At 60.3% G+C, this 13,443-nt stretch carries 9 protein-coding genes, 1 tRNA gene and 1 pseudogene; 7 read left to right on the forward strand and 4 right to left on the reverse strand.

Annotated features, from left to right (window positions below; genetic code table 11):
- Positions 1-400: 400 nt before the first annotated feature.
- The 3 genes from IC232_RS31465 to repA all read right to left on the reverse strand — a co-directional run bounded on the left by IC232_RS31465 (position 401) and on the right by repA (position 4,274).
- Positions 401-1,558: an RHE_PE00001 family protein gene (locus tag IC232_RS31465; protein WP_312895274.1), complete on the reverse strand. Its 1,158-nt coding sequence runs from the start codon at positions 1,556-1,558 to the stop codon at positions 401-403.
- Between the two features lie 488 nt (positions 1,559-2,046).
- Positions 2,047-3,063, reverse strand: a complete 1,017-nt coding sequence (repB, locus tag IC232_RS31470) for a plasmid partitioning protein RepB (protein ID WP_190848889.1) — start codon at positions 3,061-3,063, stop codon at positions 2,047-2,049.
- Complete coding sequence (gene repA, locus IC232_RS31475) at positions 3,063-4,274, reverse strand: plasmid partitioning protein RepA (RefSeq protein WP_190848890.1); 1,212 nt, start codon at positions 4,272-4,274, stop codon at positions 3,063-3,065. The genes repB and repA overlap by 1 nt, the downstream gene beginning before the upstream one ends.
- Positions 4,275-5,513: 1,239 nt before the next feature.
- Between repA and IC232_RS31480 the strand changes: the two genes are divergently transcribed.
- The 3 genes from IC232_RS31480 to IC232_RS31490 all read left to right on the forward strand — a co-directional run bounded on the left by IC232_RS31480 (position 5,514) and on the right by IC232_RS31490 (position 6,468).
- The gene (locus IC232_RS31480) at positions 5,514-5,705 is read left to right on the forward strand and encodes a WGR domain-containing protein (RefSeq protein ID WP_190848891.1); all 192 of its coding nucleotides are present in this window, start codon (positions 5,514-5,516) and stop codon (positions 5,703-5,705) included.
- Positions 5,706-5,845: 140 nt separating this feature from the next.
- Positions 5,846-6,130 carry a DUF6516 family protein gene (locus IC232_RS31485; protein ID WP_190848895.1) on the forward strand — a complete coding sequence of 95 codons (285 nt, stop codon included), beginning with the start codon at positions 5,846-5,848 and terminating at the stop codon, positions 6,128-6,130.
- A complete protein-coding gene (locus IC232_RS31490; RefSeq protein WP_183453114.1) occupies positions 6,127-6,468 on the forward strand; it encodes a transcriptional regulator in 342 nt (113 codons plus the stop codon). Before IC232_RS31485 ends, IC232_RS31490 begins: the two co-directional genes overlap by 4 nt.
- Before the next feature lie 259 nt (positions 6,469-6,727).
- Here the strand turns inward: IC232_RS31490 and IC232_RS31495 are convergent.
- Positions 6,728-7,580: pseudogene (locus tag IC232_RS31495) on the reverse strand (recombinase family protein).
- A gap of 494 nt (positions 7,581-8,074) precedes the next feature.
- On the opposite strand from IC232_RS31495, the gene IC232_RS31500 reads away from it, so the two are divergent.
- The 4 genes from IC232_RS31500 (at position 8,075) to IC232_RS31515 (ending at position 13,346) form a co-directional block, all read left to right on the forward strand.
- On the forward strand, positions 8,075-8,686 hold the full coding sequence (locus IC232_RS31500; RefSeq protein ID WP_190848892.1) for a hypothetical protein: 612 nt from the start codon (positions 8,075-8,077) through the stop codon (positions 8,684-8,686).
- Between the two features lie 285 nt (positions 8,687-8,971).
- Complete coding sequence (locus IC232_RS31505; protein WP_246812521.1) at positions 8,972-11,632, forward strand: DEAD/DEAH box helicase; 2,661 nt, start codon at positions 8,972-8,974, stop codon at positions 11,630-11,632.
- A 5-nt stretch (positions 11,633-11,637) separates the two neighbouring features.
- Positions 11,638-12,732 (forward strand): hypothetical protein, encoded by a 1,095-nt coding sequence (locus IC232_RS31510; RefSeq protein WP_190848893.1) that lies wholly within the window; start codon positions 11,638-11,640, stop codon positions 12,730-12,732.
- 529 nt (positions 12,733-13,261) lie between these two features.
- Positions 13,262-13,346, forward strand: a tRNA-Lys gene (locus IC232_RS31515).
- Positions 13,347-13,443 lie beyond the last annotated feature (97 nt).

Here is a 13,443-nt window from a genome sequence, read left to right on the forward strand (position 1 = left end):
GCAACGGCTGGCGGGGGCAACACGACGCTGCCGATCACAGCAAGGAGAAGGGCTCTCATGGTGCTGTCTCCGATTAGAGGAGGTGACGGAGCAGCACGGTAGTCGGCAGTTCCTTACCAAATTCTGTCAGGAGGCTGGATTGGAGCGCTCAGTATTGTTGCCGCTCGATTCAAGCAGGCACACCAAGGCAAAGACGCTGATCACAGCGAGGAACTCAGCGCCGGTCTGAAGCCAGGATGGAGAGATCTCCCGCATTGGGCCTACTGCCGCGAGCGAGATCAGAAAGGTAACAACCGTACTCCATACCAACATGTGCCGCCGTCCCTTGGAACGGGAGGAGCTATTATCTCATGATACATGAACGGCAAATGACAGTCTCACTTCAAGATTAAGGGCAGATTTATACAATGCCCCATGCTCTGTAGCGGGTTCGGCCGGTGAGCTCGCGCGGCAGAGCGCCGCCGAGCTGCGCCAGCATCAGGTCAATGGCCTTGGGCGTGACCTTCAACAGCTTGGCCGCGAGCGGCACCGTCACCAGCGGGCGCGACAGGAACAGCTCGACCAACTCCGGCAGCCTGGAGTTGGAGCGGGTCCGTGCCGTGACCCGGCTCATCAGCTCACGGGCGAGGATGAGCCGGTCGAGATCCTTATGGGCGATCACAAGCGCCTCCTCCAGCACCTGGCAGAAGCCCTCCAGCTTCTCGGCCGCCCCTTCCCGGCCTTGGGGCCGGAACTTCGACTGCTTGAAGCCGGCCGCGAGCGGCAGCAGGTGGTTCGTCAGGCCGCGGGCTCTGAGGATGGCGGCGGCCATGATCAGGCCGAGCCACGGCAGGCGGGTGTAGAGGTTGAGCTCGAGCCAGGCGTTCCACGCCACAGATGCGGCCGCGATGGCGGGCCAGCCGCTGGTGCGCTTGACCACGTCGAGCCACAGGTCCTCGGCCTCGCCTTCGTCCTGATCGGGATCATAGACCAGATGCGAGCGGCTCCTGGGCAGCGGGGTCTCGCCGGCGAGCACCTGGTTGGTTCGGTCCAACAGGGCGTCGATCTCGGCAAAGTGCGCCTTCCACGGATCGGCATCGTTGGCAAAGAGCGGGTAGGCTTCGTCATCCTCCGGATCCGGCCGCTTGCCCTTCGCCCGCATAGGCTTCTCTTCAGCCACGGGGCCAATACCGCGCAGGGCAGCCAGCCCGTCGATGGAGAGTGGCCAGGGCGCTTTGCGGGCCAAGGCGGTGCGCCGGGCGCGCAGGGCCGCGGCGGCGCGGGTGAGCTCGTGGGTGGGGTGGCGCACGTCCATGCCGGCATCGTGCAGGACGAGATCGCCCACGTCGACGAGGTGCCCGTCGAGGAGCAGTGCCCGCACCGCCTCGGTCATGTCACAGCGCGACTGCCAGCCGGCAGCCAGGCCGGAGGCCTCCAGCCGGGCGTCAAACCGCAGGATGCTGATCGTGATCTGTTCCAGCCGGCCGGCGATATGCTCCCACGGCAGCTCGGGCAGAGCAAAGGCGCGCGGAACCAGAGGCTCGTCGTCGTAGTCCCCTGCCCTGCTACCGAAAGCCACGCTTGCATCCCCGAGCTAAGTCATTGAAGAAGCAAGCTATAGCTTAGCGAGAGGAAGCAAAGCAAGGGATTGCTTCGACGAAAGGTGAGGCAGTTCAGCACTGAGCAAAGCAGCATCCGTAGCGCTCGAGCATGGCGCCGCCGACGAGCGCCTGTCGGAGTTCTCAGACGGCTGCTGAAGCTGCAGAATGGCTCCAGAAACCCTTGTTTTAAGCCAGTTTAGGAGAACTTAGGAAAGCCCTCCTCTGCCCTACTGGTTGACAAACCGGACTGAGAAACGTCTTCAAACGATTGGTTGGGCGCGCCTTTCGCCTTTGTACAAAAGCTACATCAGAGATAGCAAACGCTCTAACCTACGCTCTCCCCTCCCCCTCCCTCTTTCACTAATTCTTTGCCTATATGGCGCACAACTGCGCGTTAGCTGCCCCGGCTAGGAGTGGATTGCCGGGACAGCTACGAGAACAGTTCGGAAGACTCAGGAGGACGAGTTCATCGCGATTGGCTTCCGACAAACTCTTCATAGAGGCTTTGCATCCTGCCGATCAGAAACTGTCCAAATTGAGGAACTGCCTTCTCGTCGATGACGAGCGAAAACTTCTTGTCCGCCTGGCTGTATTTGGCCAGACGGATTCCATCTGCTGAAACCCATTGCTCGATTGGAGGTGAAACAGGGCGTTCAATCAGAAGAGCCTTGAGAGCAATTTCGAATCTTTTATCGCTAATCGCATTCTGAGCCTCCAAAGAATGGAGAGCCTCTCGAAGCCCGGCTAACTTTTGCACCGTCAGCTTTTCACTGAACTCCTGCCAACGCCGTTGACCTATCGAGGGCGCATACCCGATTGCATCAATGATATCAGCTGGAATGTTCTTGATGGAATTGATTAGCCTGGAAAGGTAGGTCTTGTCGACACATAGCGCCTGCTGAATGACCTCTCGAGAAAAACCTGCATCCTCAAGTCGAAGGGCAAAGCGAGCTTTCTCAATGAAAGTGAGGTTTGTGCGTTCGTTATTTTCCTGCCCCTGAGCAACGACTAGCTGCTCGTCCGTTAAGTTCCTGATTACAGCCCGGACCTGGATGCCAAGTTCGGTCACGGCGCGGAGACGCCGATGCCCATACGCGACCTGATATCGGCCCTGCTCTTTGGGATGTGGGCGGACAAGGATCGGAACCTGCTGCCCGTTGGCTCGGATAGCGTCAACAAGCTTTGTATGATCCTCGTCAGTATAGATCATTCTGTCTCGGACGAAGGACACGTCGACGTTGGCAGGATCAAGCTCGACGATCGTTAATCCCTCGGCCAGGCGCCGTTCCATCTCCTCAGCCTTTTGGGCCTTTTCGGTAATAGCGCCTAACGACTCGGTGATTGCACCGAGTGCGCTAGCCATCCGTGGCGGCTTACGTTCTTTCCCGGCGAAAGGTCTCTCTGGTGCTATCGCGGCCGGAGGTTCACCTCCAGCCTGCGGGATCGGCACCGCGAGGTTTCCGAACAGGTTCTTACGCGACATCACACCCTCCCCCATGCCTTGCGGATCAGATCTTCGATCTCGCTGTTAACTGCCGTCAGGGACTCAAGAGCCCTGTCGTAGGTTCCTTTGGTAAACTGCGAGCGCTCAATTTCATAAAGGGTCTGCTTAGTAAGCCCCGCGTCAGAAATGGCAGTACTCTTGAGCATTGGATTATTGAGCACCCGCGTTCCGAACATCGATCGCATGAACCCAACCATCTGATTTTGGGGACCGTCACCGGGTTCAAACCGCGTGACCAGATAGCCCATCCAGTCATAGTTGGTTGAGCCGCCGGCGTTGGATACAACACCAAGGAGATCTGCAGTCATCCGAAGGAACTGCGACATGGACATGACGTCCATCATTTGAGGATGAACCGTGATGAGGACGGAAGTGGCGGCACAGAGAGCTGAAAGTGTGAGAAATCCTAATTGTGGCGGGCAGTCAAAGATCACAACGTCGTATTCATCGGCAACAGGCGCTAATGCTTGGCCAATGCGGGAGAAGAAAAGCGATCCTGCCTGAGTCCTATCAGCGAGGACCTTTGGCGTGTCATGTTCGAACTCCGTCACCTCGAGTTGGCCTGGAATGATATGAAGTCCAGGCAAGTATGAGGCGCGGATTACCTCGGTAATGTCCACTCGTTGGTCATCGTAACGGATAGCACCGTAGATAGTTTCGTTCTCACCAACGTCGAATTCGGGCTGGTGCCCGAGCATCGCCGACATGCTCGCCTGACCATCGAGATCAACGGCAAGGACCCTGTACCCTCTCAGCGCGAGGTACTGGGCCAAGTGGGTAGCTGTAGTGGTCTTCGCGCTTCCACCTTTGAAGTTCATCACGGAAATGATCTGGAGCTTCTCAACATCCTTTCGGCGCGGGATGTAGGCTCGGGTGCCCTTTGTACCCTCGTCGAGGAATCCGCGAAGTGCGTTCATCTCCTCTACGGAAAAGGTGCGTCTGCCATTTGGCCCTGGCTCCGGAAGCGGAGCTTTGCCAGTAGTAGCGAGTTGCCGGATATATCCTTCATGGATACCGATAAACTTGGCGGCCTCAGCTGACGTGAAACGACGCAGACGCTTTTGCGCGGTAGGAGGAAAGATCCGCTCTTGGTGAGCTTTTAGCTTTGCGGAGATCTCCTGTGCATCCCGTTCAATCAGCAGGCGCAGGTCATTTGCCTCGCTGGGGGAATGTGCGTGCTGGGCTTGCATTGCTGGGGCCTTTCCGAAGATGTTAACGCTGATCGGGCCCAAACCCGGAAATTAGCGCTGATGCCCATACAGCCGCAAACTTATTAATCGAGAGTTAACGGATTGAGCAAATTGGCTCAGGGGACCTAATGCAGTTTGGGTTCTCATCGCGTTTGTCGGGATAGTAAGTGGCCGATGTAACGCGGGGACAGCTGGTGATAGTTGAACATGTTCAACTGGAATATAGAAATACTGTAACATTTAGACCTGGGCGACCAGAATGAATCGCGTAATCTCACTGGGCCTGCTTCTATTCGCGACTTCAACTGCGCTCAGCAATCGACAATGGTCACCAAGATGAGGGTTCGACATTTCTAATTCGGAAGTCGATTCGACGCGTTAAGCGGAACCTTAGTGAAAGTTGAACATGTTCAACTCAGGAGCAGCTCAGTTGTAGGGGTTCGTCTAATCGGGCGCTCCCAGCGCTTCAGGAGTGGCTAGCCGCGCCCCCCGATCTGAACCCAGTTGAATGCGTTCAACTCGGGCTCGGAGGGTGAAGGAGCAGCATGGTTTTAGCAGCCTTCCACCACCGTGCGTGGTGAGCAGGCCGAGCCGTGGCTAAATGCCTATTCGGATCGCCCTGCTCTGAGCGTGCACCTGCTAATCAGAGTATCCGGGAACCTGTTGCCTGTTCTATGTGCTGACTGTCGCATAGCATCCACAACCGTGATCCTATCACGTCCGGCTTGAGTTCTAAAGCCTAGCCGCAGCACGCGGGTTCTGGAATACGCTAGTTATCCTCTGCGACCATCCGGAAACGCTTCTTCAGGGTGAGATTGACCAGTTGCGAAGCGAGAGGGTTCGCCTGACGAAGCCGACCTTTGGGATGGTGCGGAAGATTAACCCTGAAGTGATCTCGGCGAACTACAACGACCCATGCAGGGGCCATAGCCGCCTGCCCTAACGCTAAGACAAAGGGAACCCTGCCCTGCCGTGATCGTCTATGTGCAGCATACTTCCTTGGAGAAAATCGGACATTGGCTGAATTGCTTAATCAAAGGGCTTTTTACGCTCGAAGCGATCCAACTGTGCCATCAGTAATACACCGCTATCTCATGTAATTGTCTTAGATTTAGAGTCCTGTGTCTCCAGACGAGGCGCCCCTACATCGGAAGATCTATCACTGCCTTGATACCGTTCTTCGATGATCGATTCATTATTTGATTTGGACTGCGTCGCGCGCAGACGCGACACTGGAGCATGCCTGACTACAAGATCGAATATCTGGTGCCTGACCGCTGTGACCTGGATGCCAACGTGGCCCGGTTTTACGTACTATCCATTGAGGTGAGCCTGTTCGGTGATGCGGCCCTCATCCGCGAGTGGGGCCGTATCGGGACATCGAAAGACCGAACTGTACGAAAGCAAAGGCAGAGCGGTCGAGGCACTTGAGACGTAGCTGCGCCGAAAGCAGAGCCGGGGCTACGTCACGTAGCCCCGCTCCCCCTTAATGGACCTTCACACGGCACAAACCCAGCTTTTGAGCGTTGGAGTATTTGACAACACCCCTGACTGTTAGCATAAACTCCAACATGAAGGCTGAACTCCTGCTCCGTGAGCGCCACCAGACTGCGGACAACGCTTTTGTCGAACTGCGCGTCTGGCGGGTCCCACACCCGGTGCACGGGTCGGAGCACGAGTACAAGTACGCGCTGGCCTATGTCGTAAAGGGCATTTGCGTGCTTCGCTACGACAACGAGGCCGGGAAGGGCGATCACAAGCACGTCGGGCCGATTGAAACCGGCTACCGCTTCACCACCCCAGCCCAGCTGCTCGCTGACTTCTGGCGCGACGTCGACCAATGGAGGCCCGAATGACCACAGTGACCCTTTCTGTCGCATCTCGTGAGGACGTAACCCAGCGCGCGCTTGCCGCCTTCGGGGGCGAGGCTCAGGGCGCGCATATCTCGTTCGCTTCCGTCGAACTCCTCTGGCAGACGCTGACGAAGAAGCGCTGGGAGATCCTCAAGGTCATGACAGGGCAGGGCCCTCTAAGAATCCGCGAGATCGCTCGCCGCGTCGATCGTGACGTGAAGGCCGTGCACGGGGACGTTCATGCGCTTCTCGAGGCCGGCGTCATCGACAGAACGGGCGAGGGATTGGTCGTTTTCCCCTACGACGCCGTTCACGTCGACTTTATGCTAAAGGCTGCTTGAACCGAGTGAAGAACTGGCGACGCCGGCGCGATCGGGGCTCGCGGAGCCTCCTGGATCGCCCGGCGTCGCGCCTCAGGATCGCAGCAGTCCAGCGGACGAAACCGGGAGAGACCGACGATCACGTTACGCCCTTTACGTCTAGGGGAAAGTCCTCCGGACGAGTGAGGGGTCTGCTAATTTATCTCTTCGTCCGCGCCGCCTAGGTCATCTTCGCCTACGCGGTGAGCTTCGTCCCACCAGGCGGGCTGAAGCGGGGATGTCAGCTCTCGCCCTGAGCTTCTGGCGGGAGCGCAAGCCCGTGCTTCTTCGCCCTGTCGAGTTGCTTCTTCACCGAGGAGGCTGACCATGTGAGGCCGCCGCGTGGCGTCCGCTCCCGCATACGCTCCAGTTGCGCTCCGATGTCCCGTAGCGAGAGGCCTGGGTCGGTCATGACGATGCCGGCGATCAGCGTCATGAGCCGATCATCAGAGGGGCGGGGAGGCGACCTCTTGAGGAGCATCGGATCCGCCATGTGCTGCGATACGAGCTTTCGGACCGCCCGGCGAAGACGTTCCTCCGTCCACTGCTGTCCGCGGGCATTCAGGACGCGGACAACGTCGTCCCAGGTGTGGGACGGCCGCATGCGCTTCACCGTTGGCATCCATTGGTCGGCTGAGGCAATGAGAGGGTCGAGGTAGCGCTTTTCTCGGGAGAGGGTCAGCCGCCGGATCGTGTCGGGCCGGCGCTCCCGCACACCTGGGCTACCTAGGAGCTTCCCGCGCGCCTTGGCCGCTCGCAAACCTGCCTTGAGGTGTCGAGGTATCAATCGGGTCCCGCAAGGACCGGAAATGCGCTCCGCGCTCCTCCAGGGTCTCGATCACCTCAAGGAGGTGGATCACCGATCGTGCCAGACGGTCGAGGCGAACTACAGTGAGAACGTCACCGGGCTGGGTGTCCTTGAGGAGACGGGTCAGGACGGGACGAGAGCGGGATGTGCCGGATCCCTGCTCCTGGTGGATCACCGTGCAGCCGGCGGCCTTCAGCTCCAACATTTGGGCGTCGGTCGCCTAGTCTTCGGTCGAGACCCGGGCATAGCCATCAGGCGCTGTCGGGAAGGGGAGGGGGACATTGATTCCAATTACTTTGTTGGAGTGGACCGCTCTGCAAGTCCACCCGAATAGCTAAGAAAAGCTGTTCTGTACACATACAGCAGGTCTATACTAACGATCGTTTGAAGACGCCTCTTAAGCCGGTTTGTTAGCCAGCAGGAGAGGGAAGGGCTTCCCCAAGGCTGGCGAAAACGTCTTAGGAAATTAACAGTTTAGCGGCTCGGCTGCCGTTGAATGAATACCCTGTGGGCGGTTGACCCCAAGTGGAGCAGGTGATCTTTTCAGCCCGGGGCTGATGCAGCCCTGAAGGATAGCCTTGAACTCATCCACCACATCATAGTAATCCCCCGCTTAGCTTCGCTTTTTACAGCTATGCTGTTCTGCATCAATAGCTTAGCTTATGCGACTTGGCTTCTGCGACATTGTCATAATGCCGGGGCAGGGGGCTCGATCTCAATCCGGACAGAGTTAGTTCGATCCCGTTCTCCCTCTGACGCTCGCTTGGAACGGGTTTGATCATGAGACGACCCACACGCCGGGAGATTGCCGCACAGGACCAACAGATGCTGGACCGGCAGGCACAGTTTCGCCTGGCAGCTGATGCCGTGACGGCAGCGCTCGCCGGGGTGCCGGAGGTCGAGGCAGTGGCGTTGATCGGCTCCGTTGCCCGCCCGTTGTGGCGGGAGGTGCCGCGGTTTCAGCCGTTCCGACACTGGGACATTCCGGTCTGGCACGAATGCAAGGATGTCGATCTGGCGGTGTGGCTTGATCGCCTGGACCGGCTCCAGACCCTCAACCGGGCCCGCAGCCTGGCACTCTACCAATTGTTCGAGGAAAAGCAGATCGGGGTGGCTCACCATCAGGTCGAGATCTTCATTCTGCAAGGAGAGGTGAACGCCTATCGCGGTCGGCTCTGCTCCTTCTCGCAGTGCCCGAAGGGAAAGCGGGAATGCTTGGTCCCGGAGTGCGGGCGGGATCCGTTCCTGCAGCAGCACGCCGGCTTCACCTTCTGGCCCGACACGCTGGCGCCCGATAAAATCATGCACCTGTATGAACGACGGCGCGGGATTCTGCGACGCGCCTCCGAGACACCGGCCGAGGGACAGAACGATCAGCTTGCGACAGGGTGATGCCGATGGGACGAGAAGGGGAGCGTGAGGATCTATGAAATCCCTGTGAGCTATGGTGCCGTGCCCCTTTCAGTGGTGCCCGATCAGGCGGAGTGGCAGCGATCCGGACCAGATCGGCGCAAACTGCCGGACAAATTCCGGTGCTTCTTGTAAAGGGTCCTCCGCCATGTTCCTTGGGTACTGCGGCTCCTGTAAAACGGGCAACGCGGATTGAAACATTTCGGAGCTCGCTCGGCCATCATGCCCCAGATGCAACTGCGTCTCACTCCGCGTGGGCACCTCCTGATGGAGGAGGCAGACGACGCGCCTAACCTGGATGACAAAGTGGCGGCACGGCTGACCGATACCTTTGGCCACGGCACTGGGTATGGGCTGCTGCAGCTTGGAGCGGGCGAGATTGGTCGATCCTTGCCGCCCGCCTTCGTCTGGTGGCGCGATTTCGCCGCACGCTATGTGGAGGCAGTCTGTCTCCACGGGGCGGGTGGGGCCGCAGAGACGCCGTCCACCGCGGTCTTGTCCGCCCTTGCCCCGCCGGCCGAGGCCGAACTCGCCACATTCGCCCTGACTGCTCCGATGATGCCGGGGGCGGAATACCTGACCGCCAACATCCTGCGCGAGCTGTGGGCTGATCTCAGCACCGCGTTTACCGCGTCGTTCACAGCAGCCGGCGCTGACCTGCAAGCTTTCCTCAAAACACTGAACCCGGCCTGGAATCTGATCGGCTGCGTTCACTTCAATCTGGCCGAGAACCGCCGCGACCCAGAATGGCCTTTTGCCTTCCTGGCCACCTACACCACGCGCCTGTCGGCCCAGGCTAAGGCCCAGCATATGCCGCTCAGCCAGGCCTTGCGTGAATACGCCGGCGCGGCCGATCGAGACAAACTGCTGACACTACTGGTGCCGGTGCAGCGGGCGGCGGAGCGCGTGAGTTGGCTCAAGGCCATGGTCGAGACCGGGGAGATCTTTCATCCGCTACGCTGGAGCCCGGCCGAGGCCGCACGGCTCCTGAACAGCGTGCCAGACCTGGAAAGCGCCGGTGTGGTCGTACGCTTGCCCGCGCACTGGCGCGCGGGCCGCCCGTCACGCCCGCAGGTCACCGCCACGATTGGCACCCGGCCGCCATCCGGGACAGGGCTTGATGCCCTGCTCGATTTCCACATGGACGTGACCCTGGAGGGCGAGGCGCTCACTGCCGCGGAAATGGCCACATTGCTTGCCGGGACCGAGACGCTGGTGCTGCTGCGCGGCCAATGGGTGGAGATCGACCGTCCGCGTCTGGACCAGGCGATGCGCCGCTTCCAGGAGGTGCAGGAGCTCGCCGAACAGGAGGGGCTCACCTTTGCAGAGGCCATGCGCCTGCTGGCCGGTACTGAGGCCCCCGGGGACGATGAGCCTGCCGCAGCTGCCGCCTGGTCACATATCACCGCCGGAGCATGGCTAGCTGAGACACTGAGGGCGCTGCGCAACCCCGACGGTGCCGGTGTTGATCCGGGCCCCGCCCTGAAGGGACGCCTGCGCCCGTACCAGAAGGCTGGCGTCGAATGGCTCCACCTCCTGAGCGGACTTGGCCTTGGCGCCTGCCTGGCCGACGACATGGGTCTGGGCAAGACGATTCAGATTCTGGCATTGCTGCTGATCCAGAAACGCAGAAGGAGCGAGCACAAGCCGAGTCTGTTGGTCGCCCCAGCGTCGCTGCTGGCCAACTGGGCGGCGGAGATCGAGCGCTTTGCTCCCGACTTGGACGCGCAGATCGTGCATCCTTCGGCAATGCCGGCCGAAGACCTCAATCAGATGACGGGGGAGGGATTGTCTGGCCTGGATCTGGTCATCACCAGCTACGGCTCGCTGCTGCGCCTGCCGGTGCTGAGCACAACGTCCTGGCGCTTCGTGGTGCTGGACGAGGCGCAGGCGATCAAGAACCCCAACGCCAAGCAGACCCGCGCGGCCAAGGCCTTGCGGGCTGAAGCTCGGATCGCCCTGACCGGAACGCCGGTGGAAAACCACCTCGGCGACCTGTGGTCGATCTTCGACTTCATCAACCCCGGCCTGCTCGGCAGTGCCAAGGAGTTCGGCCGCACCACTAAGGCCCTGGCCGAGCGGCCGCACAACCCTTACGGCCCACTGCGCGATCTGGTTCGGCCCTACATCCTGCGCCGGATGAAAACCGATAAGACTGTCATCACCGACCTGCCGGACAAGACGGAGATCAAGGCGCTGTGCCCGTTGAGCCGCAAGCAAGCCGCTCTTTATGCTCAGACGGTGGCAGATCTGACCCAAGCCTTGCAGGACGCTGAGGGGATCCGACGCAAGGGTCTCGTGCTGGCGACGTTGATGCGGCTGAAGCAGATCTGCAATCACCCCTCGCAGTGGCTGAACGACGGCACGTGGGCCGAAGCGGACAGCGGCAAGTGGGCTCGCCTGCGCGAGATCGCTGAGGTGGTCTCTGCCCGCCAGGAGAAGATGCTGGTCTTCACCCAGTTCCGCGAGATGACGGCACCCCTGGAGGCACATCTGGGCGGCATCTTCGGCCGACCCGGGCTGGTTCTGCACGGCGATACCCCAGTCAAGAACCGCCGGGCGCTGGTCCGAACCTTCCAGGAGGACGAGACCGTGCCGTTCTTCGTCCTGTCCTTGAAGGCAGGGGGCTCGGGGCTGACACTGACCGCCGCATCTCACGTCGTCCACTTCGACCGGTGGTGGAACCCGGCCGTGGAGAGCCAGGCCACCGACCGCGCCTTCCGGATCGGCCAGACGAATAACGTGCTGGTCCACAAATTCGTCTGTAAGGGTACAGTGGAGGAGAAGGTCGACGCACTGATCGAGGCGAAGAAGGGCCTGTCGGATGATCTGTTGGCTGGTGGAGACGAGATCAACCTGACCGAGATGAAAGACGAGGATCTGCTGCGGATGGTGGCTCTTAATCTGACGTCGGTCATGGCGGAGTAAGGCGGATGGCTCCTTGGTCCGATGAAGCATGGCCCCGCTACATTCCGGTGGCGGAGCGGCGGAAGCAAGCCGCGCGCGAGGTGGAGAAGCTGCGCAAGAAGGGACACCCAGTCGCCCCTGTCATCGTTGAGGGACGCACCATCGCCCGGACCTTCTGGGGCAAGGCGTGGTGCGACAACCTGGAGAGTTATCAGGATTTCGACAACCGCCTGCCGCGGGGCCGCAGCTATGTTCGCAATGGCGCGGTGATCGATCTTCAGATCTCGGCACTGGAGATCAAGGCAGTGGTCAGTGGATCGTCAATCTACAAGGTCAGCGTCAGCATTACGGCGTTGGCGCCGACGCTGTGGCGGTCGATCTGCACAGATTGCGTCGGAGGCATCGACTCCCTAGTTGAGCTGCTGCAAGGCCGGTTCTCCAGGGGCGTGATGGAGCGGATCTGCCGTCAAGACAGCGGTCTGTTCCCCAAGCCGTCGGACATCCGGTTCTTGTGCACCTGCCCGGACGGAGCCCTCATGTGCAAGCACGTCGCCGCAGTGCTGTATGGCGTCGGTGCTCGGCTTGATGAGAGCCCTGAGCTTCTTTTCCGCCTGCGGGCGGTGGACGAGAAGGATCTGGTGGCCGATCTTGACACGGCGCTGTCAATCTCGAGTCCGCCGCTCGACGTCGGAAAGGTCTTGGAGACGGATGACATCTCGGCCTTGTTTGGCTTGGACATGGCGGGGACCGGAGGCGCACTCCCCGGCCATGATGCTATGCCCGCTGCTCCCGAGCCGGTGATCCGAGTTGGACAGAAGCGGACCAGCACGAAGGTGGCGGGACGCAAGACAGCCGGTCGGTCCCGCCCCTCACCCGCTTCTCCAAAGGCGGCTACGCAAGCCGCACCGCCGGGACGGCAGATCCGTAAAACCAGCAAGGCCAGTAGGCTACCTCATTCTGCTGAGCCGATCACGCAAACTCGGCCTCTCGACGACTCCCCAAGCCGAAAGGCGTCCGGGCGAATCCGAGATCCCAAGGCCGGGAGAGGCAAGGGTCAGCGGACAGTCCCGAAGCCGGAGATAGAACTGACCCCGGACGGGTTCGTGAAGTGGTGGAAATAACCTCCCAACCCACCGGAACCCGGAGCGCTTGGACGCCTCTGAGAACGGTGTGACGAGTTCCTTCAACCTTGGATCAGAGCGGCTGAATCCCCATATAAAGCCTATGCCGCACAAGGGACCCTCGCCGCGCACCCTCGACCTGTTCGAGGTCACACACACCGTACCGACACCTCGGACCGAACCGGCTCCTGCGTGAGTCGAGCTGGGGGAGATTGCCGGTCTGTCTGATGCACAACCGGCGAAGCATCTTGGCCAACTGATGGGTGAACTGCAGCGCCGAATGGAGGCGGGCAGGGGGAGCCGGCCTGAGTTGAAGGACGCGGTCAGAAAGGTCAGCGCATTCCTTGAGCGCCACTATCCGCATCCGTCGAAACAACGGAGCAGGTCCTCACGATCCGGCAAGACTCCATCCGCATTACAGGAGGGGCAACGTAAGGCTGTGCGGGCTGCCCTTCTGGCGGGAGTGGCACCAGGACAGGTCGCCCGCCACTTCGGTCTGTCGTTGGCCACTGTTCGAAAGGTGCTCGAAGAGGCCGCGTAAGCTCCTGTGTCTTGTTTGGAGCCGCTGACTTTTAATCAGAGGGTCCTGGGTTCAAGCCCCAGCGCGCTCACCATATCTCTCAGAGACTTAGATAGTAGTGTGGTGAAGGTTCTGCAAATCGCCTGAGCGGGGCGGTCATGGCAGGATGGTGATGTCCAAGTCACCCTCCG

Origin of the sequence: Microvirga sp., assembly GCF_014699075.1 — a bacterium.
Taxonomy (GTDB): Bacteria; Pseudomonadota; Alphaproteobacteria; order Rhizobiales; family Beijerinckiaceae; genus Microvirga.

Bases quoted from the DNA above. Each gene is read 5' to 3' on its own strand.
- repB (WP_190848889.1), bottom strand. From the start codon at position 3,063: ATGTCGCGTAAGAACCTGTTCGGAAACCTCGCGGTGCCGATCCCGCAG.
- repA (WP_190848890.1), bottom strand. From the start codon at position 4,274: ATGCAAGCCCAGCACGCACATTCCCCCAGCGAGGCAAATGACCTGCGC.
- IC232_RS31480 (WP_190848891.1), top strand. From the start codon at position 5,514: ATGCCTGACTACAAGATCGAATATCTGGTGCCTGACCGCTGTGACCTG.
- IC232_RS31485 (WP_190848895.1), top strand. From the start codon at position 5,846: ATGAAGGCTGAACTCCTGCTCCGTGAGCGCCACCAGACTGCGGACAAC.
- IC232_RS31490 (WP_183453114.1), top strand. From the start codon at position 6,127: ATGACCACAGTGACCCTTTCTGTCGCATCTCGTGAGGACGTAACCCAG.
- IC232_RS31500 (WP_190848892.1), top strand. From the start codon at position 8,075: ATGAGACGACCCACACGCCGGGAGATTGCCGCACAGGACCAACAGATG.
- IC232_RS31505 (WP_246812521.1), top strand. From the start codon at position 8,972: ATGGAGGAGGCAGACGACGCGCCTAACCTGGATGACAAAGTGGCGGCA.
- IC232_RS31510 (WP_190848893.1), top strand. From the start codon at position 11,638: ATGGCTCCTTGGTCCGATGAAGCATGGCCCCGCTACATTCCGGTGGCG.